The sequence below is a fragment of the Gilvimarinus sp. 2_MG-2023 genome (assembly GCF_030547685.1).
Taxonomy (GTDB): Bacteria; Pseudomonadota; Gammaproteobacteria; order Pseudomonadales; family Cellvibrionaceae; genus Gilvimarinus.
Map to the genome: position 1 here is coordinate 14,812 of NZ_JAUOQM010000044.1, position 26,657 is coordinate 41,468.

Here is a 26,657-nt window from a genome sequence, read left to right on the forward strand (position 1 = left end):
TATGATTAAACACAGCGAACGTGTAGCCGACACTGCCAAAAGCCGCGCGCAGGTCGATGCTGGAGATTACTTTTTAGAGACGTTAAAAGCCGGGCAGGTGATGCGCATTCTCGATATAGAGGGTAATCAAGCTGCCGATACTTTGTTTTTTTGTGCCGATGACCCAGCTGAGCGCTACAGTGCAACCGACACCATTCGCGAGCAGGGCAACGTGTACCTCACCGCGGGGTCAATATTGCGCACGACCCGTAACCGCCCAATGTTAGAGATCGTTGCCGATACTTGCGGCCGACATGACACGCTTGGTGGCGCCTGCGCGACCGAAAGCAATACCGTGCGTTACGATTTGGAAAAACGCTGTATGCACGCGTGCCGAGACAGTTGGATGCTGGCCATTGCCGAGCACCCGGAAACCGGCCTGAATAAACGCGACATTGGCCATAATATCAATTTTTTTATGAATGTCCCCGTTACCGAGCAAGGTGAGCTGACCTTTGCCGATGGTATCTCTGGTGCAGGCAAGTACGTAGAGTTTAAAGCGCTGGTAGATACCATCGTTTTAATTTCAAATTGCCCGCAATTGAACAACCCTTGCAATGCATATAACCCAACACCGGTTGAATGCTTGACTTGGGACTCGTAATTGAAAATGTACAGCCGAATAGATCAACAGTGAATCAACGACTTCAGTGGACGGCCACTGTCGTATAACAAAGCGGGACGACCCGTAACGGACCAGTATGTTTAAAAAAGTTTTGATAGCTAACCGAGGCGCTATTGCCACTCGAATTATTCGTACTCTGCGAAAAATGGGCGTGACTTCAGTGGCGGTTTACGCCGAAGTGGATGCCCAGAGCTTGCACGTTCGTCAAGCGGATGAAGCTTACAGCTTGGGGGAAGGTGGTGCCGCAGACACCTATCTAAATAGCGAAAAGGTACTGGAAATTGCCCGCGCCTGTGGCGCCGAGGCCATTCACCCGGGGTACGGTTTTCTCAGTGAAAATTCCGCGTTTGTTACCGATTGCGAAGCCGCTGACATTGCTTTTATTGGTCCTACACCGGAACAAATGCAAAGCTTTGGTCTTAAGCACCGGGCCCGTGAAATAGCCGCAAACGCGGATGTACCCTTGCCGCCAGGTTCAGGCTTATTAGCGAATATTGAGTCGGCCTGCCAGACGGCGGCCGACATTGGCTATCCCGTTATGCTGAAAAGTACCGCTGGCGGCGGGGGCATTGGTATGCAGGTTTGCGAGTCTGAATCTGTACTGCGCGAAGCCTTTAATAAAGTAAAACAGCTGGGTAAAAATAATTTCGCTGACGATGGCGTCTTTCTAGAAAAGTACATCGCCCGCGCCCGGCACATTGAAGTGCAAGCTTTTGGTGACGGCAAGGGCGGTGTGTTGGCCATTGGTGAGCGTGATTGCAGTGCTCAGCGTCGCAATCAAAAAGTCATTGAAGAGTGTCCCGCTCCCAATCTACCAGAACCCGTGCGCCAGCGTTTGTATCGACTGGCCGAAACGTTGCTGTCCAGCGTTCGCTATCGCAATGCGGCGACAGTGGAATATATATACGATGCCGATACCGAGCAGTGTTATTTTCTGGAAGTGAACACGCGCCTACAGGTCGAGCACGGTGTAACCGAAATGGTTTGGTCGGTGGACTTAGTTCAATGGATGTTACAGCAAGCAGCGGGTGAATTGCCGCCACTAGAGCAATTGCGCGAAGGCTTAACACCCAGTGGTCACGCCATTCAATTGCGAGTGTATGCCGAAGACCCCTACCGCGATTTTCAGCCTTGCGCGGGCTTGTTGAGTCATGTTGAACTTCCTACCCCTAGCGATGAGCTGCCGGGGCTGCGCATTGAACATTGGTTGGATAGTGGTATTGAAGTATCCCCGTTTTTTGACCCCATGCTTGCCAAAATTATTTACTGTGGTGACGATCGCGCTGAGGCGATTCAAGGTTTGCGTAGCACGCTGGATAAAACCCAGCTCTACGGTATTGAAAGCAACTGCGCCTACTTGCGCCATTTGCTGGACGACAGCGTCATTACTCGCGGCGAAGTCACCACGCGCTATTTGGCTTCGGTTGACTGGTGCCCGGCTCGCATCGATATTCTACAAGGCGGCACTCAGACCACCATTCAAGATTACCCCGCGCGCGGTGGTTATTGGGATGTAGGCGTTCCGCCTTCGGGCCCATTTGACAATTACTCCTTTCGCTTAGCCAATGCGCTGTTAGGTAACTTGCCCGATGCCGCCGCACTCGAGATCACCCTGCAGGGGCCAACACTGCAATTTAGTACCGCTACTCGTATTTTAGTCGCCGGTGCCGAGATTCCTTTAACACTGGATGGTGAGGCCGTGGCCATGTCGACGCCGGTGGATGTCGCCGCGGGGCAAACCCTGGTAATGGGGCGCATCGAGCGGGGTGCTCGCGCTTATTTGGCTGTGGCCGGCGGTATCGATTGCCCCACTTATTTAGGGTCGCGTTCGACTTTTACCTTGGGCCAGTTTGGTGGTCATAACGGCCGCGCACTGCGCACCGGCGATGTATTGGCGCTGGGTCAAATGATCGGTGAACCCACCGCGCAACAGGCGCCTCTGGTTGATATCGGTTCTTCGTGGGAATTGCGGGTGATTTACGGGCCGCACGGCGCACCGGATTTTTTTACCGATGCCGACGTGCAAACATTTTTTAGCGAACATTGGGAGGTGCATTACAATTCCAGCCGCACCGGTGTACGTTTGATTGGCCCTAAGCCCGAGTGGGCACGTCAAAGTGGCGGTGAGGCCGGTATGCACCCGTCTAATATTCACGATAACGCTTACGCCTTTGGTACGGTAGATTTTACCGGTGATATGCCAGTTATTCTTGGCCCCGATGGCCCGTCATTGGGCGGCTTTGTTTGCCCTGCCACCGTAATCACGGCCGATTTATGGAAGCTCGGCCAGCTGCGCGCGGGCGACACCTTGCGTTTTGTGCCGGTGAGCTATGCCGATGCGGTGGTCGCTGAGCAACAGCAGCAGGCATTGTTTGTCGATAATAGCGCTCAGGTTGCCACAACCAACCCGGCGCCCATTGATCTGAATGAATTACCCTCTCCCATTGTGCAGCGTCTTAGTGCTGCGGAGGTAGGTGACGAGGTAGTGTATCGTTTGGCGGGCGACCATTTTCTATTGGTGGAGTACGGCCCGCTCGAGCTTGATATTCGTTTGCGTTTTCGCGCGCACGCCTTAATGCAAGACTTACAGAAAAATCCGCTGCCGGGTTTGCGTGAATTAACGCCAGGCATTCGCTCTTTGCAACTGCATTACGATTCACAACAGTTGCCACTCGATAAACTGTTGGCAGAGTTGGCCGAACGTGAGCGCCATTTATCGCAACGGTTAGACTCACTAACAGTACCCTCGCGTACGGTATGGTTACCGTTAAGTTGGAACGATGAAGCTTGCCAATTGGCGGTGGATAAATATCAACAATCGGTGCGCGCAAACGCACCTTGGTGCCCCGATAACTTAGAGTTTATTCGCCGTATAAACGGCCTCGATAGTATCGATGACGTAAAACGTATCGTCTTCGATGCCGCCTATTTGGTCATGGGGTTGGGCGATGTGTATCTCGGTGCGCCCGTGGCCACACCGGTGGACCCGCGCCACCGACTGGTGACCACCAAATACAATCCCGCCCGCACCTGGACGGCGGAAAACTCAGTGGGTATTGGCGGTTCTTATCTTTGTGTTTACGGTATGGAAGGGCCGGGGGGGTATCAATTTGTCGGTCGCACCATGCAAATGTGGAATCGTTACCGGCGTACCGAGGCTTTTACCGAGCCTTACCTGCTGCGCTTTTTCGATCAAATTCGATTTTACGAAGTAGGTCACGATGAACTCAGTCAAATCCGTCGTGATTTTCCTTTGGGCGATTACCCGCTTCGCACTGAGCCGGGGGAGTTTTCATTGGCGGGGTATCAAGCGCATATTGAGCAGCACAGCGCAGAAATTGAGGCGCATACCCAGCGTCGCGAGCAAGCCTTTAGCGATGAGTTAGCCCGTTGGCACGCCGATGGCCAGTTCCATTACGAGGCGCCAGAGGTGGTGCTAAATGACGATAGTCTAGTGATTGGCGATGACGATATTGTGGTGGATAGCTCGGTCGCGGGCAGCGTTTGGCAGCTTAATGTAGCACAGGGCGATCAGGTCGAAGCTGGCCAGTGTGTGATGCTATTGGAATCGATGAAAATGGAAGTGGCGGTTGTTGCCACTCAACCGGGCACAGTAAAAACGGTGGTGGTAAAAGAAGGGGGCCGGGTGAGTGCAGGCCAGCCGTTATTAATTTTGGACGGAGGGCTTGAGTCATGAGTACGCCTACCTTAACGCGTCATAGTCTTCACCTCGCGTATCGCGATGGTCGTCTTACTCCCAGAGCGCTACTGGCAGAAATCACCAAACGCTGCGAGGCTTTAACGGACCATAATATTTGGATCTATCGCCTTAGCGCCGCCGAGCTTGAGCCCTATTTGCAGGCGCTAGAAGGGCAAAGTCCCGACAGCCTGCCACTGTATGGCTTACCTTTTGCGATCAAGGATAATATTGATTTAAAGGGTGTACCTACCAGCGCTGCCTGTGAGGCATTTACTTATACGCCGCCGCACTCCGCCACCGTGGTGCAGGCATTGATTGATGCCGGGGCCATTCCTGTTGGGAAAACCAACCTCGATCAATTTGCCACCGGTTTGGTCGGTACACGCTCCCCCTGGGGCGCGTGTAAGAATAGCGCCGACCCTAATATGATCAGTGGCGGTTCCAGCTCTGGTTCCGCCGTAGCCGTGGCCAAGGGGCTGGCTTGCTTTAGTCTCGGTACCGATACCGCCGGCTCGGGGCGCGTGCCCGCCTGTTTTAATAATTTGGTGGGACTTAAGCCTAGCATTGGTTTATTGTCGGCCACCGGTATGGTGCCCGCTTGCCGTTCGCTGGATTGCATGACCGTATTTGCTCTCAATACCGATGATGCCCATGCGGCGCTGTCAGTCGCCGAGGGTGATGACGAAAGCGATGCCTACAGTCGCGTCAACCCTTTTGCCAATAGTGCTCGTCACTACGGCCGCCAATCTGGCCCTCTGCGTTTAGGGGTTATGTCCGCAGAGCAGTTGGCGTTTTTTGGCCACGAGGGGTATCAAAGTGCCTACCAATCCAGTTTAAGTGCGATAGAAAAGCTTGCTGATATAGAATTGATTGAAGTGGATATGTCGGCGTTTTTATCGGCCGCTAAACTATTGTATGAAGGCCCTTGGGTGGCCGAGCGCTACCTCGCGTGCTCCCCATTAATTGAGGAACACCCCAACGCTTTATTGCCGGTGACCAAGGCGATTATCAGTGCCGGTGCCGCACCGTCTGCGCGAGATGGCTTTACCGCGCAGTACCGCTTAAAAGCGCTGCGCAAAGAGGCACAACGTGTGCTCGACTCGGTGGATGCTTTGCTCACGCCAACCGCGCCACGGCCTTTTTCTATTGCAGAACTTGAGGCCAACCCGATTGAGTTAAACAGCCAGCTCGGTTACTACACCAATTACATGAACTTGTTTGATCTTTGCGGTTTGGCGTTGCCAACGGCTTTCACCGAACAAGGTTTCCCCTTTGGCCTGACACTCGTGGCCGAAGCCTTTAGTGACCGCAAGCTGTTATCCATTGGCAACCGCCTTCAGCAAAGTTTCGCGTTGCCACTGGGCGCGAATAAAAACGCCTTTGAGGCGTTATCCGATAAGCCTGCCGGTGGTGCCGAGCGCATCGATCTGGTGGTGTGCGGAGCACACTTAAATGGGCAACCGCTTAATTGGCAGCTGCGCGAGCGCGGGGCAACCTTGCAGCGTTGTACTCAGTCGGCGCCGGAGTATCAGCTTTATGCTCTGCCTGGTGGGCCACCACTGCGCCCAGCTATGGTCTTGGCAGAAGAGGGCCAAGGTTGCGCTATTGAGGTGGAGGTATGGTCAATGCCTGTGGCGGAGTTAGGCAGTTTTGTCGCCGGCATTGCCGCCCCTTTAGGAATCGGCAAAGTGCGTTTAGTCGACGGTACGCAGTGCGCGGGGTTTATTTGTGAGCAGTCGGGTATTGAGGGGGCTATCGATATTAGTCAATTCGGTGGCTGGCGTGCCTACCTAGGCAGTAGTTGAAAATCACGAGTGTCACCTAAGCAGGGCGAGCATCTCTGCAGTATGAAACAACGGCCAGGGAGCCTGTTTACTTATCTCTATGCTGCTATCTCTAATGCCCGAGGGCATTAGAGATAGCTTGTGGCTACGGCGCCGCCCTCTACCTTTGTTTCGAAAAAATCGAAGGCGACTGGCTGTTTGTTATTGGGCCGATTTGTTGGCCAGCGCACAAATTTCAGCGAAGTGTTCGGGATCTAAGCTAGCACCGCCAACGAGCACGCCATCGACGTGTGGTGTGGAAAGGAGCTCTTCAACGTTGTCTTTATTGACGCTACCACCATAGAGTATGTGTACTTTATTGGCCCGTTCTGTGCCAAGTATTTCTACCAGCTCTTGATATATAAAACTGTGCACTTTTTGAACTTGATCGGCCGTGGCCGCTTTGCCGGTGCCTATAGCCCATACGGGTTCGTAAGCGATGCACAGCTCTTTCCCTTCAAGGTTAAGGTCGGGCAGCGATTGGTGTAGTTGACGATAGAGTATGTCGTTGGTTAGGCCGAGCTCGTATTGCTGTAAATTTTCACCGACACACAAAACCGGTATCAGGTTATTATCGAGCGCCTTTTCCATTTTGGTGTGGCAAGAGTTGTCGTTCTCCAAAAATACTTGGCGTCTCTCCGAATGGCCTATAAGACAAAATTGGCAGCCCACTTCGCTCAGCATTTGTGCAGAGGTTTCTCCAGTAAAAGCGCCAGAGGCAAATTTACTGACATTTTGACTTCCTACCATAATGTCAGAATTGCGTAAAAAGCTCACCATATCGCCGATGTAGACATAGGGTGGTGCGATGCCGATTCTAGCCTCGAATTTTCGGTTCAGCATGGATGCGACCGAAGTGCAGGTAAGATCTATCCCTCCGTTGAGCTTCCAGTTGGCAATGACGAAAGGGGCTTGTTTTTTCATTTGATTAAAACCTCAGTGGCTCGTGGATGTAATGGCGCGCCGAGTTGTGTGGGCTGCCAGTTACCGAGTGTTTGTTCGTATGAATAAGTGAGTTAGTTATTGTTTGCTTGGTCAGGTCGTACCGTTACTCGTCGAGACTCCAATGCATGGGAAGTAACAGTGATCATGTGACTTACCATACAGTTGGATGTGGTTGGTCTGAGTAAGTAGAGCAGTTCATGAGCGATAGTGAATGGCTTTGACTGACCGTCTGATAAGGTTTGTGAGTTATGCTCGGCCTGTTGAATAAGGGCCGAGCACAATCTTATTCAGTCATATACTGAATGCGGTTGAGAGAAAATCGCTCGCGCCGTTCACTTAACTGCCTTTGGATCTCTTCAACCGCCCGCTGCTCAGTCGTGGCGTGCAGTGCATCGAGCGAGCGAGAAAAATGATTTCTCATGGATAGGCGTGCGGCGTGCGGATCGCGTGCTTTGAGTGCCTCCAATATTACCCTGTGTTCTTTGATACGTCTCTCGCCGTCGGTTTTACACACCGACTGATGAGCAACTTTTAAGTCAGGTAAGTTGGCCTGAATCTCCCAAAGGTGTTGGATGATACTGATTAGGGGGCGATTTTGGGTGGAGTTGGCGATGACCAAATGAAATTTTCGATCGGCTATTTCTGAGGTGAGGTTGCCATCGTTATTTTCTTTGTTCATTTCTTCCAGCGCGGTGTTGAGCTCTTCGAGTTGCTCAGCCGTGATGGTAGATGCAGCCAATGCTGCGGCTTCCGATTCGATCAGTACCCGCGCCTCAGTTACCTCAAAGGGACTGTACTCGCGCGGATTAGTGCTGTTAGCCTTGAAGGATTTTAGGGCGTAAACACCTGAGCCGGTTTGAACCTCGACTCGACCCATTACCTCAAGAGCAATAATGGCTTCACGAATAGTTGGACGGCTGACACCGTAGCGCTCCGAAAGCTCGCGCTCGGGAGGCAAGCGAGCCCCGGCGGGAAACTCCCCAGAATCGAGGGCCGCCAACATTTTCTGCGCAACCTTGCGATAGGTGCGTCTATTACCGCTATTACTGCTATCGCTCATTTAATCCACTCCTGACTTGTAATGTTCTCTAATTATTAACCTTGCAATCATAGCACAGAATCGTTAATTGGTAATACAGGTTGGTTGACGGAACCATGAAAAGCTGAGAGCGACGTAACAAAAGGCACAAAAAACGTGTGGAATTATAGTGGGGGGTGCTCAACTCATGCTCTAAAACGTAACAGTCTTAATGCGAATAGATAGTGATTTGGCGCATATCGCCGCAAGGTTTGATGAGTCTGTACCTTTTATGAGGTGATACAATCCGGTAATAATAATTGGTTGACACTTTGGGTGTATCGTTGGTAGTCTAACTGTTCAGTCGAAGGTGGTGGCTGAGCCTAGTTCTGTGTGTGGCGTATGCCAGTACTAATAAGGGCTTAGGGCTCGGTTGATCATTTCCCGCTGATCAGACTAGAAGTTGGCTGATCCGCTAAATTCTAGTGTGTGGCTCTCCTTGGGTCGGGCCTCCCTTTATTGGGTAGGCCCGATCTATTTTTTGAGCGATAATGTGAAGCTGAGAGTTTGGCACATAAAAGCCTGCTTTTTCTCAATCAAGGCTTCTTTGCCCTTTGGTGTTTCACAGCGGCAGTAAGAATTACCTTAAAACGATTTTTCTTCGCGGGGCTTTATGCTTTTGCGGTGGCAGCTCGTTTAATTTTGTTGCTCGCGGTTGCTTTAATCTCCGCGAGGACTCAGTATTCTGCGCTCATGCGTCGAGTTTCAAATGTATATTTTAGGAGTCAGATATGACTAAACCTGTTATCGGATTTATCGGTTTGGGCCTTATGGGCGGCAACATGGTTGAAAACCTGCAAAAACGAGGTTTTGAGCCGGTTGTAATGGATCTTAATAAAGAAGCGGTTGATGCCGTTGTAGCACGCGGCGCAACTGCGGCGTCTTCAGCCAAAGAGTTGGCTGAAGCTAGCGACATTATTATGTTGTGTCTGACCACCTCTAATGTGGTAGAAAAGCTGGTATACGGCGATGACGGCATTTTAGCGGGTATTAAAGAAGGTGCGGTACTGGTTGACTTCGGTACTTCAATTCCTGCCTCAACCCGCAAGATTGGCGCTGATTTGGCCAAGAAAGGTGCCGGCATGGTTGACGCTCCTCTGGGTCGTACACCTGCTCACGCGAAAGATGGCTTGCTTAACATTATGGCCTCTGGTGACAAAGAGACTTTTGAGAAAGTTAAGCCAGTACTAGAGCAGCAAGGTGAGAATGTTTTCTACCTGGGCGCGCTGGGTGCCGGCCACACCACTAAGTTGATTAACAACTTTATGGGTATGACGACCGTTTGTGCTATGTCTCAAGCGTTTGCAGTTGCAGATCGTGCGGGTGTTGATCGTCAGCAGTTGTTCGATATTATGTCTACTGGCCCATCTAGCTCACCTTTCATGAACTTCTGTAAGAATTACGCTGTTGATGGTGTGAGTGATTTGGGATTCTCGATTGCTAACGCTAATAAAGATCTGGGCTATTTCCTTGAGATGGTCAACGATCTGGGTACTCAGGCGCCAATCGCCGAAGGTACTTCTAAAGGCTTGCAGGACGCTGTTGCTGCCGATATGGGCAATGGCAATGTTCCAGAGATCTTTGATTACTACCTCAAGTTAGCAAAATAATTTGAGCGGTAATAAAAAGCCGCGCTTGAGCCTCTCGGCTCAGCGCGGCTTTTTTCGTTCTGATAGCTTACCTCTTAAGATAGTTTTATTGAGCTCGGCCGGAAAGGTTGAGTATTTTGCTCTGTCCCCTCTGCTTAACTCCCGTTTCACTGATCTGCTTTTTAGGCCTGCCTTTTAGGGAGCGTCTGTTGGCGCTGGCGTGTTCCTGCTCGGTCTCAAAATGCTTAATCTTGCCCGCTTATCCGGCCTTTGATTTGTTTGGCTCTTATCCCCCTTAATTCGCTGCCTGTATGGCGGTCCATGCACTTGGCTCGTGAGGCTTGAAGATAGGTAAGGTCACTGTGTATCGCGCATAGTCGCTGCCTGTAGGTGGATGGTGGTGCTGCAAAAGAGAGTTTGAGTTGAGTGGTGGGCGGTTTGCTCGCTCGCCTGTGTTAACAGTGGGCATTGTGGGGGAGGGGGCGTGTTCACAGGGGCGGCTGGGATAAGCTTGGGCGGTAAGGGGGTAGGCTCAGGCAATAAAAAGCCGCTCACATAATGCAGGGCATTAGTGGTGAGCGGCTTGGGTGTGCTGCAAGCCGAGGGGCTTGCGGGGCACAGTTGAGGCTTAGTCTCTTGCTTTCAAAGGCTCAACAGTTGGGATAAGAATCCAGATTGCCGCTAGGGCGATAACGGCTAGTGACGCACCAATGATAAAGGCGGGTGCGTAGTTGCCACCAGAGGTTAACCAAGGAACGAAAATGGTTAGGCCCCAGGCTGAGAACTTGGCAGCCATACCGGCAAAGCCCGATAGCGTGCCCACTGATTTTTGGCTCAGCATATCTGCAGGCAGTGTTTGCACGCTGCTGATAGCAGTTTGGAAGCCAAACAGGATCACACCCATCAGCAGTACCGCGGTAACTGGGCCGCCAGGGCTGGCCATGGCCAGCAGGCAAGGCAGCATCAGCAGGCAGCCAAGGGTGATGACGAATTTGCGGGTTTTGTTGATGGTCCAGCCAGCGCCAATACGGTTTTGCGAGAGAAGGCCGCCAAACCAAGCGCCGAACATTGCGCCCACGTAAGGTACCCAGCCGTATAGGGCGATGCCTTTAACATCCATATTGTAAACTTCGGCAAGGTAGGTGGGAATCCAAAAAACAAACAGCCACCAGATGGGGTCGATAGCCGCCGAGGCAATAATAACCCCCCAGCTTTGCTTGCGCGATAGCATTTCTTTGGTATTGGGGGCGTATTCTGTTTCGACGTTGTTGTCGTCGGTGGCCGGGGTGGTTTTCTGGCCGGTAAGAATATATTCGCGCTCTTCGGCGGTGATCCAGGGGTGTGTGCCAGGCGGAGACTTGACCAGAACGAGCCAAGGCACGAGCCATAGCAGGCCAAGCAGACCGACGATAACGAAGATGGCTTGCCAGCTGAAGTGAATGGCCAAGAAGGCAATGATTGGAATCGATACCAGGCCGCCAATAGCCGCGCCGGAGTTGAAGATGCCCTGCGCCAGTGCGCGCTCTTTGGACGGGAACCATTCGGCGTTACCTTTGGCAGCGCCAGGCCAGTTACCGGCCTCTGCTACACCGAGTAGGCTGCGGAAAATACTTAAAGAAACCACACCTTGCCCGAACGCGTGCAGGGCGGTAGCGATTGACCAAACACCAATAGATAGGGCGAAGCCTATACGAGTGCCGACCCAGTCGAAAATTTTCCCGAAAATTGCTTGGCCGAGGGCGTAGGCGAGAATAAAGAAGCCGGAGATGGTGCCGTATATGGCTTTGCGGCCATCGGCGTCTAGGTCTGGGTATAGCTCTTCACCCATACTGGTTGCCCAGAGGACGTTCATCGTTTGGCGGTCGATATAGTTAATAATGGTGGCAAGTGCGATCAGAGAGATCACCCACCATCGTAAGTTTTTGATTTTCATTGTTTACTCCCTCAGGGCTAATTTTCGTCTTATCTATTTTTGTGGATCGTTATTAACTCGAGTGTACTCGAACTGCTTGCGATTTTGCCGGCTTCGGTGAGCCGGTGCCGGAGCTGTTGGCGGCCTCTGGGTGAGAGGGGGAGCCTTTGGGTATGCTACGCAGCTATCGCCACTTTATAAAGACCTCGTGAGTCAGGGTGGTTTTAGCATAGCGGCAACCTCTTTATTGTTGTGTCATCGTTAGCTCTGAGACCTTAACGGCAGAGTTCCAATGTGGAGACTACCATTAAGGTGCTGACGACCTTTCGGAGCTATAGCAGCCGCGATGGTCAGGTGCTGGACGGATTGGGCTTGGCGTAATACCTGGTTGGGTGAGACGCCACTCCGACTTATGCACAGGCCATTTCTTAGTTGAGGCTGCAAGGTAAATCCTACCATGAATCGTATTAATTGGTAATACATATTGGTAGACGATTTGTTAAGTTTTTTTGTCTGCATAAATTGATGTATGTACAGCAGTTGGCAAGGGTGGCGTAAGAGGGACAATTGAGGTGGTTTTGGTGGTGCGAGGGTTTGTTGGCGGGGCTTGCGAGCCCTAGGGGTTAGGCTGTTGACCAGAATTGTAAGATAGATTGGTTGACACTTTTATTCCTTCGGTGATAGCCTTTCGGTGTATAAGTTCCAGTGGGGCTGTAAGCGTAAGATGTGGCCTTGGCGGCTGGCTTAGAAGTGGGCTGCTTGACTCCTTATGTGCTTGATTCTGGGGGCGTCTTTCCCCTGTGTGTACCAGCTGTTATAGCGGTCGCAGGTCTTCCATTCTAAGTTGTCGCTGAGCATGGCTTTAACGGTTGCGGCCGATTTTTGAGCGTAATTGTGGTGTGATAAATATGAATAATAAGCTTTCTACCCTTTCTGGTGTTGTTGCCCTTACTCTTGTTCCGGCATTATGTGCGGCAAAAGATTACTCCGTTGCTGACTTCTCTGAGTATCAAAAAGTCGCAGGCGACTTAGAGCCTGGTGATCGAGTGTTGCTAGAAGATGGTGTTTGGCGTGATGTGGAATTCGTTTTTTCTGCCAAAGGTACCGAGCAAGAGCCCATTACCCTAGCGGCAGCTAATCCGGGTAAAGCGATTATCAGCGGACGCTCAAATCTCCAGCTGGCCGGTGAGCACCTAGTGGTGCGCGGGCTGGTGTTTAAAGACGGCTATACGCCAACCGATTCCGTTATTTCCTTTCGTACGGCCAAGCCAAAAGATGAATCAGATTACTCGACGATAGCGGTTGACACTCGCCTGACAGAAGTGGTGATCGATGACTTTAGTAACCCCGATCGTTACGAAACTGATTACTGGGTGAGCGTCTACGGTAAAAATAACCGCATCGATCATAACCATTTCAGCTTTAAGCGTAATAAGGGCGTCACCATGGCGGTTAAGCTCGACACGGAGCACAGTCGCGAAAACCGTCATATCATTGAGTACAATTATTTTGGCCCGCGCCCTGTGTTGGGCTCAAACGGTGGCGAAACCTTACGTATCGGCACCAGTCATTACTCGCTAAGCGACTCTTTAACAACCGTGGCTCACAATTACTTTGAGCACTGCGATGGTGAAGTTGAGATTGTTTCCAATAAGTCAGGTAAAAACGTCTTAAAAAATAATGTGTTCTTTGAATCGCGTGGCACCCTGACGTTGCGTCACGGCAACGGTAATCTGGTTGAAGGCAATGCGTTTATCGGTAATGGGGTTGATCATACCGGTGGTATTCGCGTGATCAATGCTGACCAAGTTATTAAAAACAACTACCTCTCTGGTTTGGCTGGCTCGCGTTTTGGCGGCGGTTTGGTTGTTATGAATGGCGTGCCCAACTCTCCGATTAACCGCTATCATCAAGTGGATAACGCACTGATCACAGGTAACACCTTGGTGAATGTTGAGCGTATTATTTTCGGTGCTGGTAGCGATGAAGAGCGCAGCGCCGCTCCTTCAAACAGCCGCTTTGTTAACAACACTGTCATTAACGATTCTAAAGAGTCGCCCTTTGAGCTGCACGATAGTGTAAAAGGTATTGATTTTAGCGGTAACAAATCGAACTTCGAAACTGGTGACGAGTTAGAAGGTGGGTTTAAGAAAGTTGCCGGGCTCGATGTGTCCGCACCAGTGCTGCCTGTGCAGAAAACTGAGGTGGGTGTTTCATGGTATCCAAAATTTGAAAAATCCGATCGCTTTAACACAGAGCAAAGTGTCAACGTGAACCCCGGAACTGACACAATTCTAGACGCTTACGCCTCCTTGGATGGTGCGGGCGAGCTGGTGCTGGCTGCGGGTGATTTTCACCTGTCAAAAACGTTACTGCTAAATGAAGCGCTGGTAATTCGCGGTGCAGGTAAAGGTGAGACTCGCTTAACGTTTGGCCGAAAGTCTCTGGTGGATTTACTGAATGGTAGCGCGCTGCGCTTGCAAGATTTGTCGATCAGTGGCGTGCGCGCTCCTGATGATAAGGCCAATGCGGTGATTCGCTCTGACAGTAAGCCTATGGGGAAAAACTCTCGGTTGGAGCTGTTGGGTGTTGAGGTGAAGGACTTGGATATCAATAAAGACTTTGATGTAATCAAGTTGCGCCAAAGCACATTCGCTGACCATGTGATTGTCAAAGATTCCAGCTTTAATAATATTAAAGGTACAGTTTTAAAGCTGGATTCGGAAAAAGACGATTACGGCATGTATAACGCCGAGTATATTACGGTTAAAAATAGCCAGGTAAATAACGCCACCGGTGGCCTGATGACAGTTTATCGTGGCGGAACCGACGAAAGTACATTTGGCCCACACGTGCACGTAGATGGCGTGACCGTTACTGCATCCCCGGCTGCTGATAAGTCCGGTAGCAGTATTGTGCTGCACGGTGTTCAGCGTGGATTAATTGAAAATAGTCATTTCGAAGACAGTGCTCCAATCCTAGTTCAGCACACCGTTGGTGGGCCTGTGATTCGTATCGACAATAACACTTATAATCAAAAACCATTGTACAAAGTAGAAAGTGTCGTGCCAGGCATGGAATCTACCTTTAACGCTGACAATAATAACTTTTCTGAGTAAATTTTATGAAAATGCCCTCTTTTATCGTTAAAGCCGGTGGCGTTGCCTGCCTGCTAATGGGTGGTGTAAATGCCACTGCTGCAGAATCGCCGTCACTGGTTATTAGTGAGAATGATATTGTTGCCTTGCAGTCCGCCTCGGGTGGCCTGTTAGAGCAATCATTGCAAAGCAACAAGGGTGTGGCTGATGCCGCCATTGCCGAAGGTATTGTAGTGCCTTGGCCTAAAGATGCTGGTGGTGGTTATACCCACGAGCAGCATAAGCGCAACTATAAGGCCATGCACGCTGCTGGTTTGCAGTTCCAGCTTAGTGGTGACAGTCGTTACAGTGACTATGTTGTTGAAATGCTAAATACCTACGCTGAAATGTACCCACAGCTGGGCTTACACCCTGAGAAGAAAGAGCAAACGCCGGGCAAATTATTTTGGCAGAGTCTAAACGAAGCGGTTTGGTTGGTTTACACCAGTCAGGCGTACGACATGGTTTCGGAAACGTTAAACGGCGAGCAAAAAGACAAGATTTTGAACAACTTGCTGTTCCCGGTTGCTGATTATCTGTCTGAAGGTCAGCCGCAAACTTTCGATAAGATCCATAATCACGGCACTTGGGCTGTGGCCGCTGTCGGGATGGTGGGTTATGCCACCGGCCGAGATGATTATGTGGAAAAGGCGCTTAAGGGTTTGGATAAAAGCGGCAACTCTGGCTTTCTAAAGCAGTTGGATGAGCTTTTCTCTCCTGATGGTTACTACACCGAAGGGCCTTATTATCAGCGTTATGCGTTAATGCCTTTCGTTTGGTTTGCCAAGGCTATCGAAACCAATCAGCCTGAAATCGGCATTTTTGAGCATCGCGACGGTATTCTGCTCAAGGCAATTAAAACAACTATCGAGTTGAGCTATAACGGCTTGTTTATCCCAATTAACGATGCCATCAAAGACAAAGGCATTAAGACCGAAGAATTGGTGCAGGCGTTGGCGATTGCCTACGATATTACTGAAGATGAGTCATTAAGTGATATCGCCCGTCAGCAAGGGCGCGTTAGCCTAAGTGCCGGTGGCGTCGCTTTGTCTAAAATTCTTGCCAGTAATAACGTCGAGCCATATCCCTATGAGTCGAAAGTGTATAGCGATGGCGCTAAAGGTGATCAGGGTGGCTTAACATTAATGCGCTCTGGTGATAATGAATCGGGCTCCTTGATTGTGGCAAAAAATACAAGCCAAGGTATGGGGCACGGCCATTACGATCGTTTGGGTTGGCAGTTTTATGATAACGGCAAAGAGGTTGTTACCGATTACGGTGCTGCACGCTATTTGAATGTGGAAGCCAAATACGGCGGCCATTATTTACACGAAAATAACACCTGGGCTAAACAGACGGTCGCTCATAATGCATTGGTTGTCGATAAGACGAGCCAGTTCAATGCCGATTTGGCGGTGGCCAATACAAGGCCTGCCGAGCAAGTTTTCTTTAGTACTGGTGATGCAGCTGATGTAAGCATTGGTCGAATTAATACCGCTTATGACGGGGTTGCAATTACCCGCGTACAAGCATTGGTTAAGCCTGAGTCAATCGAGCCATTTGTTATCGATGTCGTGTCTATTCAATCTGATGACAAGCACCTGTATGACTTGCCGTTGCATTTTAATGGCCAGGTGATTGACCATAATCTTAAAAATGCAGAGGCCCTCGATGCCTGGACGGCGATGGGTAATGATAATGGTTATCAGCATATGTTGCTGCGTAGCCAGGGCGATTCGGCGTCTGAGGGCAATCGTTTGACATGGCTTCTGGGTGATCGGTTCTATTCGTATACCTATGGCAGCGAGGCGAGTGATGGCGAGTCGGCGCAAACACTGTTTTTCCAGTTAGGCGCCAACGATCCAAACCACAATTTGCGTCGCGATCAAGGTGCTGTGCGTCGATTGCAGGCGAGCAATGCGGTCATGTACTCGATTGTTGAGCCACACGGCGAATACAATGGCACGGCTGAGTTTGTTACTAACGCTTATAGCCGTGTTAAGTCTTTGGACTACAATACAACTAAGTCTGGCGCCGAGCTCATTGTTAATATGGGTGATGCAGGCACCTATACGCTGGTGCTCACCACTGGTAAGAAAGGATCTGCCCCAGTTGAGGCTGAAGTCTTACAACAGTAGAATTGATGTTTAGAACTGCCTCTCATTGGAACGATAGGCAGTTACTTTTAATATTCCGTGATAGTAAAAGGTGAAGAGAATGCTGATCGAATCAAGTAAATTTATTGAAATGGATACCATCGAAGAAGAAGATGTGGCGCCGGGGGTTAAGCGTCGCATCATGGGCTATAACGAGCAAATCATGGTTGTTCGCGTTACCTTTGATGAGGGCAGTGAAGGCTATGTTCACAGTCACTTCCATTCTCAGGTTGCCTACGTTGAGCGTGGCAAATTTGAAGTTATGATTGATGGTGAAAAGAAAATCCTGAAAGGTGGTGATTGTTTTTATGTTCCGCCGAACGAAGAGCACGGTGCCGTTTGTTTAGAGGCCGGTATTCTGATCGATATATTCAGCCCAATTCGTGCTGATATGGTGGGTGGAAAATAAGCTCAACCTATCTAAAAGCCTAAATAGTAAGAAATTGGTAGTTGTAAACGGGGCGATAGTGCCCCGTTTTGCTCGGTTATTTATTGGTAGAGTGACCGCCTAAAACCTGATGGACAGTCGCTTTTTTGAACTTGAGGTGGTGTTTAGTATGAAGCTTGAAAATAGAGTTTGTATTATTACCGGTGGGGTTCGCGATATCGGCAAGTCAATATCGCTGAAGCTGGCCCAGGAAGGAGCAAAGCTTGTTATTAACTATTTCAGCAATGCCGAGCAGGCGCAATCTACTCTGCAGGAAGTTAAAGCGCTAGGCGTGGATGCTATTCTAGTCCAGGGCGATATGACCGATGCGCAAGATGTACAAAATTTAGTGGCTAAGGCGCAAGAAGCATTTGGTCAAAAGATTGATCTGTTGGTGAATGTGGCGGGCGGTTTGGTTCAACGCAAAACCATTGATGAGATGACCCCCGAATTTTTCGATTTGGTAATGCGCTTAAATCTTACCAGCACCTTTATGTTGACCAAGTATGTAACCCCTCATATGAGTAAGGGCGGCTCGGTGGTAAATATTGCTTCACAAGCGGGGCGCGATGGAGGCGGTCCGGGTGCATCAGCTTATGCCACGGCCAAGGGGGCGGTTATGACGTTCACCCGTGCCATGGCAAAAGAGCTGGGCCCTAAAGGTATTCGGGTCAACGCTTTGTGTCCAGGTGTCATCAGCACCACATTTCACGATACATTTACCAAAGATGAAGTGCGTCAAAACATTGCGGCGGCAACACCTTTACGACGTGAAGGGGCACCCGATGAAGTGGGTGATGTGGTGGTTTATTTGGCCTCAGATGAAGCATCGTTTTTAACTGGCTTGAATTTAGATGTTAACGGCGGCCTGCTGTTTTCCTGAGTGTAAGCTTTTGATCTCGACTGAAGCTCGAGAGACAATACATTGAAGAGGTAGAGAGTGAAGATTGCAGCGATTGGCGAATGTATGCTGGAAATGTCCAGTGGTAGCTTATCTCCGGATCAAGCAAAAATTCCAGCGGTGATTGGCTACGGTGGTGACACACTGAATACATCCGTCTATCTGGCCCGCCTTGGTACCCATGCAAGTTTTGTGACTGGCATGGGGGATGATCAAGCGAGCCGTTGGATGATGGCCCAGTGGGAAGGCAATGGTGTCGACACCAGTTTGGTAAAAGTTGACCCTGCTAAGCGCCCAGGTGTTTACCATATCAGTAACGATGCTGAAGGTGAACGCCATTTTATTTATTGGCGCAATGATTCGGCCGCGAAATTCTTGTTTGATAGCGATGAAAAGCAGCAGGCATTAACCGATGAGTTATCTCAGTTCGATTTCATTTACCTGTCCGGCATCAGTTTGGCCATTGTTGATGAGCCCTCATTGAATCGTTTATTTGCGATGTTGCAGCAGTTGCGTTCCGCGGGTAAAAAGATCGTTTTTGATGGTAACTATCGCCCTGTACTTTGGGCCAACATAGAAGATGCCAAGAAGGCTTTTAGCCGCGCTTACGCATTGAGCGACATTGCTCTGCCCACCATTGATGATGAAACCCTGTTGTTCGGCGAAACCGATAAAGATGCGGTTATTAATCGTATTCGCCAGTGCGGCGCACAAGAAGTCGTACTGAAGATGGGCCCTGAAGGCTGTTGTGTGGATACAGGGGAGTCTCGCCAAATGGTGAGTGGGCGCCGGGTTGAGGTCGTCGATACCACTTCGGCGGGTGACTCATTTAATGCTGCGTATTTACATTTTCGCGCCCAGGGCGAAAGCCATGAAATTGCCGCACAAAAAGGCCATCTGTTGGCCTCTACGGTGATTCAGTATAAAGGTGCCATCATTGCTGAAAGCGATATGCCTAGCTTTTAAGTTTTCGACACCACATACCCACAGACTAAAAGTGAGTTGTCCATGATTAACAAATTGAATTTAACTGATAATGTCATCCTCGGTGATGCGGTTAGCCAAACTTTTGCCTTTGCCAAAGCGAATCGAATGGCGTTGCCCGCTGTGAATATCACCAGCTCCAGCACTGTTAATAGTGTTATGGCGGTTGCCTCTGAATTAAATGCTCCAATCATTATTCAGCTGTCTCACGGCGGCGCTGCATTTTATGGTGGTAAATCTGTCTCAAACACCAATCATCAGGGCTCGATAAAAGGCGCGGTTTCGGCGGCTTTGCATGTACATTCTATGGCGTCCACATACGGGGCTTTTGTCATGCTGCATACAGACCACGCTGCGCGCAAATTATTGCCTTGGATTGACGGTTTACTTGATGCCGGTGAGGCGTATTTTAAGCAGTACGGCAAGCCTTTGTTCTCGTCGCACATGATTGATTTGTCCGAAGAGCCGCTAGAAGACAATATTGACACCTGCTGTGAGTATCTCAAACGTATGAGTGCTATGGGTATGACCCTTGAAATTGAGCTAGGTGTTACCGGTGGCGAAGAAGATGGGGTAGATAATACTGGTATTGATTCATCACGCCTATATACGCAGCCTTCAGAGGTGGCTTATGCCTACGAGAAGCTCAGTGCTATCAGCGATAAATTCACTATTGCGGCCTCATTTGGTAACGTTCACGGTGTTTATTCGCCGGGCAATGTTTCTCTGCGTCCTGAAATCTTGAAAAACTCTCAAGATCATCTCAGTAAGCAGTATAAGCTGGGTCACAACCCTGTCGATTTTGTGTTTCATGGTGGGTCGGGTTCTTCCGCTGAAGATATCGCTCTAGGTATTGATTACGGTGTTATTAAAGTTAATGTGGATACCGATCTTCAGTGGGCCTACTGGAATGGCGTACGGCAATTTTATGAAGACCGTAAAGGTTACCTGCAGGCTCAAATAGGTAATCCTGAAGGTAAAGATGTGCCCAATAAGAAGTTTTACGATCCGCGTGTTTGGATGCGTAAAGCTGAAGAGGGTTTTTCATCAAAACTTACCGACATTTGTCGGCAGTTAAATTGCGAAAGCGTTTTTTGATCGGCGAGAAATGTGATGAGTGCCAATAGCAGTCAGTTTGCCGCGAGCCCTTATCGGGTATTTCTCTCTGATGTACATGGTCAGGGGGATGTATTTGATTATCTGGTGCAAGAAAAATTCGGGATCGTAGAGAAAATTGTGATCGATGCATCGGAACATGATGACTCGCGTGCAGGTGTGCTCAGGCATTACTTATTGCCTCGACAGCGAACGGTAGATGCTGAATATAGTGCCGTGAGTGATGTTGTCATTATGATGGATCTGTTGCTCACATTTAAAAATGAACGTCGCTTTTGGCCTGTATGCGTTGATGCATTTGTTAACTGTAGCTGGCTATTGCCTGTTGTTGATCAGTGCGCCATACAGGCTGAGGTGAGTGAAGTTGACCTTGAGGCAGTTTCCCGTCTTGATGCATTCGATCGAATATCAGTTTGCAATCTAATCGCAGAGTCAGTCCACAGTCTGATTGCTTATCGAGTACAGCTGGTGGGAGATATTTTTGACCGTGGTGCAAGTGCTCCCCATATTATTGATCAGTTGGAAAAGCTGCCCGCGGTTGGTATTCAGTGGGGCAACCATGATGTTTTGTGGATGGGAGCCGCCTCAGGCTCGCTTGAGTGTATTGCCACGGCTGTTCGTCTTTGTATTCGGTATGGGCATGTTGAAACGCTGACGGACGACTATTCAATTGACCTGTCAGATTTGGCCACTCTGGCTGAGCAGGCTTACGCTGACGACTCTTGCGAGCAGTTTATGCCTTTGTCTGACGCGGCGCAGTGGTCTCAGTTGCAATTGGCTGCGATGCATAAAGCAGTTGCGATGATTCAATTTAAGCTTGAGCATCATATAGTTGAAAGGAATCCAGATTATTCAATGGAGTCCAGGCTCTTGTTGAATAAAATCGATTATACGCATGGACAAATCAGCCTGCAGGGCGAGACAGTTGACTTAATTGACTCGTCGTTGCCAACGGTTAACCCGCACTCTCCAACATCCTTAACCGATGCTGAGTGGTCGGTCATTGAGAAATTAAAGCAACAATTTGTCGGTTCTGAACGCTTACAGCGGCACGTTAACTTTTTGTTTGCTAATGGCAGCTTAGTGGATAGCGATGGTGAATATTTATTGTTTCATGGTTGCATGCCGGTGGATGATGACTTGGAGTTTTTGCCGGCCCCAGTTGCTGGTCGCCAAGTAACTGGGCGGGCGATGTTCGATGCCTTCGAGCTGCAAATGCGCAAAGCCTATTCACGTCGACACTCAACCAGCTGTAAGTATCTATCGGATGTTGCTTGGTATCTTTGGTGTGGGCCCAACTCGCCTTTGTTCGGAAAAGAACAAATGACGACGTTTGAACGCTACTTTATTGCGAATAAGCACTTCCATAAAGAGGGTAAGAACCCATATTTTGATGCCAGAAACGATGCTAATTTTGTCGCCAAGGTGGCAGAAGAGTTGAGTGGAGATGCTGGCAGTATTATTATCAATGGCCATGTGCCGGTAAAGTTAAAAGCCGGAGAGTCGCCGCGGTACGCTAATAATCAATTGTTATGCATCGATGGGGGGTTTTCTCAAGCTTATCGATCTCGCACAGGTGCCGCTGGCATGGTGTTAATTGCCAATGATCAGAGTGCCCAATTATTCAAACTTGATGCTGAGACTGCTGGTTTTAGCTTTAATGAAATATAACTGAACAAAACCACCCTTTAAGAAAATTTTTTGGGAGAAAATTATGATAAAAAACGTCAAAAAAACCGTTCGCGCTATGCCGATTATTGCGCTGTCTGTCGTATCTTCTGTGGCTCTGTTGACCGCTTGTCAGGGGCAGACCGAAACAAAACAGAGCAGTGCTAGCCAGCCGTCTCTTGCCGGTAAACGTATTCCTGGCTCTGTCATAGATCTTTCTCAATGGAAGATCACCCTGCCCATGGATAGTAACCGAGACGGTAAAATTGATGAAGTGGGCCCGCCGCACATTGACCGCTTGCTTGAGCCACGTTTCTTTTATGCCACCGATGCTGGTGTAGTGTTTGCCGCCCCCAATAAAGCGGTGACGACATCGGGCTCTACCAATACCCGCAGTGAGCTGCGTCAAATGATCGATGCTAAAGGCTCTACAAAGGCGCCTGGTAATAATTTTGCGTTGGCAGCGCACCCTAAAGCTTCGCGCTATGGCTCTATTGGTGGCAAACTGTCAGCAACCCTGGCTGTTAATCATGTTGCTGTTGAGGCCAAAAACCCAAATAAAAAGCCTGCCTTTTCAGTCGTAGTCGGTCAAATACATGCGGGTAAAGATAGCAAAATGGCCAAAGGTTTCGGTTATGGGAATGAGCCGTTAAAGATTTACTACAAAAAGTGGCCCGATCATGAGTACGGTTCTGTTTTCTGGACTTACGAGCGCAATCTTGAACAGGATGATCCCAACCGTACCGATATTGCTTTCCCCGTGTGGGGCAATGTGTGGGATAACCCGGAGGATCCCGGTGAAGCGGGCCTGAAGCTCGATGAAACGTTCAGCTATGTCGTAGATGTCGATGGTAGCGTCATGAACCTTACTTTCACGGGTGAAGGTAAGCAGACCATAGAATATTCGGTTGATTTGTCAAATAATGTCGACCCCTATGGCAAGGTGGATGAGTTAGACAATCCTAAAGGTTACAGTGGTGACTGGTTCTACTTTAAAGCGGGTGCTTACAATCAGTGCAGCAGTAAGGATCAAGAGGGTATGTGGTACGCAGGTTGTGCCGGTACTGGGCTTTGGGAGAAAGACTCTCAGGCAGGTCATTACGCTCAGGCCACTTTCCGCTCAATTACTTTAAACTAGCGTTGTTCTGCTCGACCATCACGGCTCCAGTTAGGCTGAGAGTCGTGATGATCGCCACTTCAGCTCCTCTCTTTTGCACTAAATCTCTACCTTTGTGAGTATTTCGTATTTTGGCCTGCCGCTGAGCGCATGGCGATAAAAGCTTCTATTGATTGGCTGATTTTAATGATTATTTACTATTTGTCGAGGCTATCTTATTGATATTGTGATGGTTTTTTTTGGGGCGTGACCGGCTTTATCTTTGGTTGAACCAAATGTATGTCAAATCGGTTGACAATGCTGCAGCCAATTCGGTAATGTCAGCTTATACAGGCAGATTATCCCTACTAATAAGCATAAACTAGGGAGTTAAGCTTAATTTCTTATCAAACATAGGCTCGCTCAACAACTAAATTGCTTTTAGCAGAGGGTAAACGCAGCGCATAAATATAGGTACAGAATGCTGCCACAGTAAAAGTGGCTCCTGTGGTGGGTGAGGCTACAGGACAAGATATGCAGGCTAACCGTTCGGTGCAGTTTCTCTTTTCTATAAATTAAGTAGTGGTATCACAGTCAGTTGCGTTTTTGCTGTGGCATCAATTTATAAAATAATAGTGAATAAAAATAGGTTGTGTATGATTTTTTTACGGTATTGTTTGTTACTTTCAGTTTCTGTGCTTGCCGCTTGTGGTGGTTCTGGCGGTGGCAGTTCTTCGCCGAGCTCGTCGGTAAGCAGTTCTTCCGAGCCAGTTTCATCTTCTAGCTCCTCTGTGTCCACCACTAGTTCTAGTAGCTCTAGTACTTCGGATCAGTCTTCTTCGCAGAGCAGTAGTGTAAGTAGTAATTCATCATCGCAGTCGAGCACACCGACGCAGACCGGGGACGCCCCCGTTGCCGGCGACTTCACTTATGAAGACTCAGTGCCAGAGGTCAGCTGTACCCAAGTGGTTACCTCAATTTCAGCATTAGAAGATGCTGCTGGCGGCGCAATGGCGCCAGGTACCACTTTATGTCTGGCGGATGGTCAGTATTCAAATCTCGATATAGACATCGGCGGTGCTGGTACGCCAGAACAGCCGATTACTGTGGCCGCGCAAAACCCAGGTCAGGTAACCATCGGTGGTGAAGTGAAAGTGGAGATGGGTGGTTCTTACGTCGTACTTCAGGGCTTTATCTTTAAAGATGGTGAGTCGGCCAGTAGTAATATGATTGCGACCCGTTTGGGTAGCGGCGACTTATGTAGCCATTGTCGTATCACCGAAAACGCCATTATCGATATGGACGTAGGGCGCGATAGCAATACCAAATGGGTTTATGATTATGGTGAGTTTACTCGAATTGACCATAACTGGTTCGCAGGTAAAACAACCCGTGGCGCACTGCTGGTTGTTGATCGTTGGATTCCCGATGGCCAGGATCCGAGTACAGCACAAGTCGATTACACTAAAATCGATCACAACTATTTTGGTGATAGAGCGCCCACAGAGGGCAAAGCTTACGCCGACAGCGGTGACAACGAATATGAGGCGGTTCGTATTGGTTTGAGTACCACACACGAGGGGGACTCCTTCTCTGTGGTTGCACACAACTATTTTGAGCGTATTGACGGCGAAGCCGAAGTTATTTCTAACAAGGCGACCAATAACAGCATCGTTCACAACACTGTGCGCGACAGTTATGGCTCAATCACTACTCGCCACGGTGGCAATGCCACTATCGCTCACAACTTTATGTTTGGCGACGGTCACCCATTTGCGGGCGGCCTGCGACTGATTGATGGCGGTCACCGTGTGGTTAATAATTACATTGAGGGTGCGCGCTATAAAAATACGACTCACCACGGCGGCATTGTACTGATGGGGGCAGATTCCAGCCCAAGCGCAAGCGGTTACCAACAACTGGAAGATTCTTTAATTGGTTACAACACGGTTGTGGACAGTATTAATAGCTTGAATGTTGACGGCGGTAAAAAATCCAAGAACCCTAAAGATTTGTTCTTGGTGAATAACTTGATTGCCCAAGGCATCGGGCCGGTGTTAACACAGATGGGTGATGGTATGCCCAGTGGCTCGGAAATAGCGGGTAACATTATTTATGGCCAAAGCTTAGCGGACGATGGTTCAAGTGCCGTGTCTGGAATGAACTTTGTCGACGCTAAGCTGGAAAAAGGTAATGATGGCCTTTGGCGCCCGAGTGATAACAGCCCTAACTTAAGTGCTGTAGCCGCTGATATGGGCAGCTTCGCCAGCGTCGATATCGATATGGATGGTCAGGCGCGTGGTTCTAATACCATTGTCGGGGCCGATCACGTGGCCTCGGGTAGCGCGACTTGGTTCCCTATTACGCCCGATCAAGTGGGGCCTAAAAGCTACACACCCTCCTTCAGTGCTGGTTTTGTGAAGCGTATATCACTTGAGAACGTTGACTTCGATGACGGTGGGCAAGCTTGGTCATTCAGTGGTTCGGCGCAAGTGTCAAACGATAGCGATAAGGTATTTTCGCGCGGCGCCTCTGCCGTTGTGTCGGGCGCCGGCCAGCTTAGTCAGAGTGTCGACCTAGAAGCTAATACCCTCTACACCTTGTCCGCCTTTGTGAAAGGGCCGGGAGAATTCGGTGTCAAGCTGGCAAATGGCGATGAGTTTATGGCAACAGATGATTCAAGTGATTTTGAATTCCGTTCGGTAACCTTTAACTCGGGAAACAATACCTCAGCCGATATTATTGGCCGTATGCCTGCCACGCTGAGTAAGCAGGCTGATATTGAAAATCCCGATTTTCCAGAAGGCACGGATGATTCTGATATCACCGGTTGGGAAACCATCGAAAACGTTGGCGATGATCAAGGCTCGCAAGGTTTAGGTAATGTTGGTAGCTCGAATAACTCGGCATTCGGTGATAAAGGTTCGGTGCAATTGGGTTATAGCTACCCAGAAGATGAAAACAGTACACCTACGTTGTACCAGATAATCGATGGTGTTCTTCCCAACACCGAGTACACACTGAGCATGTATTTGCTGGTGAAGTCTACCTCAAACTCCACGGCAACCTTTGGCGCACAAAATGAAGCAGGTAGCGTGACATTAGGGGAAAAAATAGCCGATTACGATCAGTTGGAAAGCAGCGGGGCACCCGAATCGTCAGAAGATGGGTACTACCAAGCATCAATGACCTTTAATAGTGGTGACAATACCTCAGTGAGAATTTTTGCTCAATTCAATGCCGAGTCTATCGCTAATAACCCTGGCGGCACGGAGCAAATGGACAGCGATACTCGAAAAATATATGAGTTGCGTGTTGATAATTTTGAGTTGACTTATGAGGCGGCCCCATCGTCTGACGATGAAGCCAGTTTTGATGGCTTTAGATTGGTCAGTCATGTTGGTGGTGATAGTTAGAAATAATAAAACCTAAGGTAGGGCTCCCCGCTGGGCCCTTGTCTT

16 protein-coding genes are annotated in these 26,657 nt (G+C 49.4%); 13 read left to right on the forward strand and 3 right to left on the reverse strand.

What is annotated here, in order from left to right; all coding sequences use genetic code 11:
- Position 1 precedes the first annotated feature (1 nt).
- From Q4526_RS09540 to atzF, 3 genes are all read left to right on the forward strand, one after another.
- Positions 2-643 carry an urea amidolyase associated protein UAAP2 gene (locus Q4526_RS09540; protein ID WP_215976848.1) on the forward strand — a complete coding sequence of 214 codons (642 nt, stop codon included), beginning with the start codon at positions 2-4 and terminating at the stop codon, positions 641-643.
- A 97-nt stretch (positions 644-740) separates the two neighbouring features.
- Positions 741-4,361, forward strand: a complete 3,621-nt coding sequence (gene uca / locus Q4526_RS09545; protein WP_215976849.1) for an urea carboxylase — start codon at positions 741-743, stop codon at positions 4,359-4,361.
- Positions 4,358-6,169 (forward strand): allophanate hydrolase, encoded by a 1,812-nt coding sequence (gene atzF, locus Q4526_RS09550; protein WP_215976850.1) that lies wholly within the window; start codon positions 4,358-4,360, stop codon positions 6,167-6,169. Before uca ends, atzF begins: the two co-directional genes overlap by 4 nt.
- A gap of 180 nt (positions 6,170-6,349) precedes the next feature.
- On the opposite strand, the gene tpiA is transcribed toward atzF, so the two are convergent.
- Both tpiA and Q4526_RS09560 read right to left on the reverse strand, forming a co-directional pair.
- Positions 6,350-7,111 carry a triose-phosphate isomerase gene (gene tpiA / locus Q4526_RS09555; RefSeq protein ID WP_215976851.1) on the reverse strand — a complete coding sequence of 254 codons (762 nt, stop codon included), beginning with the start codon at positions 7,109-7,111 and terminating at the stop codon, positions 6,350-6,352.
- A gap of 304 nt (positions 7,112-7,415) precedes the next feature.
- The gene (locus Q4526_RS09560) at positions 7,416-8,192 is read right to left on the reverse strand and encodes a FadR/GntR family transcriptional regulator (RefSeq protein ID WP_215976852.1); all 777 of its coding nucleotides are present in this window, start codon (positions 8,190-8,192) and stop codon (positions 7,416-7,418) included.
- Positions 8,193-8,941: 749 nt separating this feature from the next.
- Here Q4526_RS09560 and Q4526_RS09565 point away from each other — a divergent pair.
- Positions 8,942-9,820: an NAD(P)-dependent oxidoreductase gene (locus tag Q4526_RS09565; protein WP_215976853.1), complete on the forward strand. Its 879-nt coding sequence runs from the start codon at positions 8,942-8,944 to the stop codon at positions 9,818-9,820.
- A 607-nt stretch (positions 9,821-10,427) separates the two neighbouring features.
- Here Q4526_RS09565 and Q4526_RS09570 read toward each other — a convergent pair.
- Positions 10,428-11,732 carry an MFS transporter gene (locus tag Q4526_RS09570; protein WP_215976854.1) on the reverse strand — a complete coding sequence of 435 codons (1,305 nt, stop codon included), beginning with the start codon at positions 11,730-11,732 and terminating at the stop codon, positions 10,428-10,430.
- Between the two features lie 887 nt (positions 11,733-12,619).
- Here Q4526_RS09570 and Q4526_RS09575 point away from each other — a divergent pair.
- The 9 genes from Q4526_RS09575 to Q4526_RS09615 all read left to right on the forward strand — a co-directional run bounded on the left by Q4526_RS09575 (position 12,620) and on the right by Q4526_RS09615 (position 26,612).
- Positions 12,620-14,830, forward strand: a complete 2,211-nt coding sequence (locus Q4526_RS09575; RefSeq protein WP_215976855.1) for a polysaccharide lyase 6 family protein — start codon at positions 12,620-12,622, stop codon at positions 14,828-14,830.
- Positions 14,831-14,835: 5 nt separating this feature from the next.
- On the forward strand, positions 14,836-16,986 hold the full coding sequence (locus Q4526_RS09580) for an alginate lyase family protein (protein WP_215976856.1): 2,151 nt from the start codon (positions 14,836-14,838) through the stop codon (positions 16,984-16,986).
- A 79-nt stretch (positions 16,987-17,065) separates the two neighbouring features.
- Positions 17,066-17,413, forward strand: a complete 348-nt coding sequence (locus tag Q4526_RS09585; RefSeq protein ID WP_084591621.1) for a cupin domain-containing protein — start codon at positions 17,066-17,068, stop codon at positions 17,411-17,413.
- A 148-nt stretch (positions 17,414-17,561) separates the two neighbouring features.
- Positions 17,562-18,314 (forward strand): SDR family NAD(P)-dependent oxidoreductase, encoded by a 753-nt coding sequence (locus tag Q4526_RS09590; protein WP_215976857.1) that lies wholly within the window; start codon positions 17,562-17,564, stop codon positions 18,312-18,314.
- A gap of 57 nt (positions 18,315-18,371) precedes the next feature.
- Entirely contained in the window at positions 18,372-19,298 is a 927-nt protein-coding gene (locus Q4526_RS09595; RefSeq protein WP_303609605.1) for a sugar kinase, read from the forward strand.
- A gap of 42 nt (positions 19,299-19,340) precedes the next feature.
- On the forward strand, positions 19,341-20,414 hold the full coding sequence (fbaA, locus tag Q4526_RS09600) for a class II fructose-bisphosphate aldolase (protein ID WP_215976858.1): 1,074 nt from the start codon (positions 19,341-19,343) through the stop codon (positions 20,412-20,414).
- A 15-nt stretch (positions 20,415-20,429) separates the two neighbouring features.
- A complete protein-coding gene (locus tag Q4526_RS09605; protein WP_215976859.1) occupies positions 20,430-22,103 on the forward strand; it encodes a fructose-bisphosphatase class III in 1,674 nt (557 codons plus the stop codon).
- A 43-nt stretch (positions 22,104-22,146) separates the two neighbouring features.
- On the forward strand, positions 22,147-23,238 hold the full coding sequence (locus tag Q4526_RS09610) for a polysaccharide lyase family 7 protein (RefSeq protein WP_215976860.1): 1,092 nt from the start codon (positions 22,147-22,149) through the stop codon (positions 23,236-23,238).
- A gap of 614 nt (positions 23,239-23,852) precedes the next feature.
- Complete coding sequence (locus Q4526_RS09615) at positions 23,853-26,612, forward strand: polysaccharide lyase 6 family protein (RefSeq protein WP_215976861.1); 2,760 nt, start codon at positions 23,853-23,855, stop codon at positions 26,610-26,612.
- The last annotated feature ends 45 nt before the right edge of the window (positions 26,613-26,657 follow it).

Coding starts and splice junctions, on each gene's coding strand:
- Q4526_RS09575 (WP_215976855.1), top strand. CDS start 12,620: ATGAATAATAAGCTTTCTACCCTTTCTGGTGTTGTTGCCCTTACTCTT.
- Q4526_RS09560 (WP_215976852.1), bottom strand. CDS start 8,192: ATGAGCGATAGCAGTAATAGCGGTAATAGACGCACCTATCGCAAGGTT.
- atzF (WP_215976850.1), top strand. CDS start 4,358: ATGAGTACGCCTACCTTAACGCGTCATAGTCTTCACCTCGCGTATCGC.
- Q4526_RS09570 (WP_215976854.1), bottom strand. CDS start 11,732: ATGAAAATCAAAAACTTACGATGGTGGGTGATCTCTCTGATCGCACTT.
- Q4526_RS09615 (WP_215976861.1), top strand. CDS start 23,853: ATGATTTTTTTACGGTATTGTTTGTTACTTTCAGTTTCTGTGCTTGCC.
- Q4526_RS09540 (WP_215976848.1), top strand. CDS start 2: ATGATTAAACACAGCGAACGTGTAGCCGACACTGCCAAAAGCCGCGCG.
- Q4526_RS09590 (WP_215976857.1), top strand. CDS start 17,562: ATGAAGCTTGAAAATAGAGTTTGTATTATTACCGGTGGGGTTCGCGAT.
- tpiA (WP_215976851.1), bottom strand. CDS start 7,111: ATGAAAAAACAAGCCCCTTTCGTCATTGCCAACTGGAAGCTCAACGGA.
- Q4526_RS09585 (WP_084591621.1), top strand. CDS start 17,066: ATGCTGATCGAATCAAGTAAATTTATTGAAATGGATACCATCGAAGAA.
- fbaA (WP_215976858.1), top strand. CDS start 19,341: ATGATTAACAAATTGAATTTAACTGATAATGTCATCCTCGGTGATGCG.
- Q4526_RS09580 (WP_215976856.1), top strand. CDS start 14,836: ATGAAAATGCCCTCTTTTATCGTTAAAGCCGGTGGCGTTGCCTGCCTG.
- Q4526_RS09605 (WP_215976859.1), top strand. CDS start 20,430: ATGAGTGCCAATAGCAGTCAGTTTGCCGCGAGCCCTTATCGGGTATTT.
- Q4526_RS09610 (WP_215976860.1), top strand. CDS start 22,147: ATGATAAAAAACGTCAAAAAAACCGTTCGCGCTATGCCGATTATTGCG.
- uca (WP_215976849.1), top strand. CDS start 741: ATGTTTAAAAAAGTTTTGATAGCTAACCGAGGCGCTATTGCCACTCGA.
- Q4526_RS09565 (WP_215976853.1), top strand. CDS start 8,942: ATGACTAAACCTGTTATCGGATTTATCGGTTTGGGCCTTATGGGCGGC.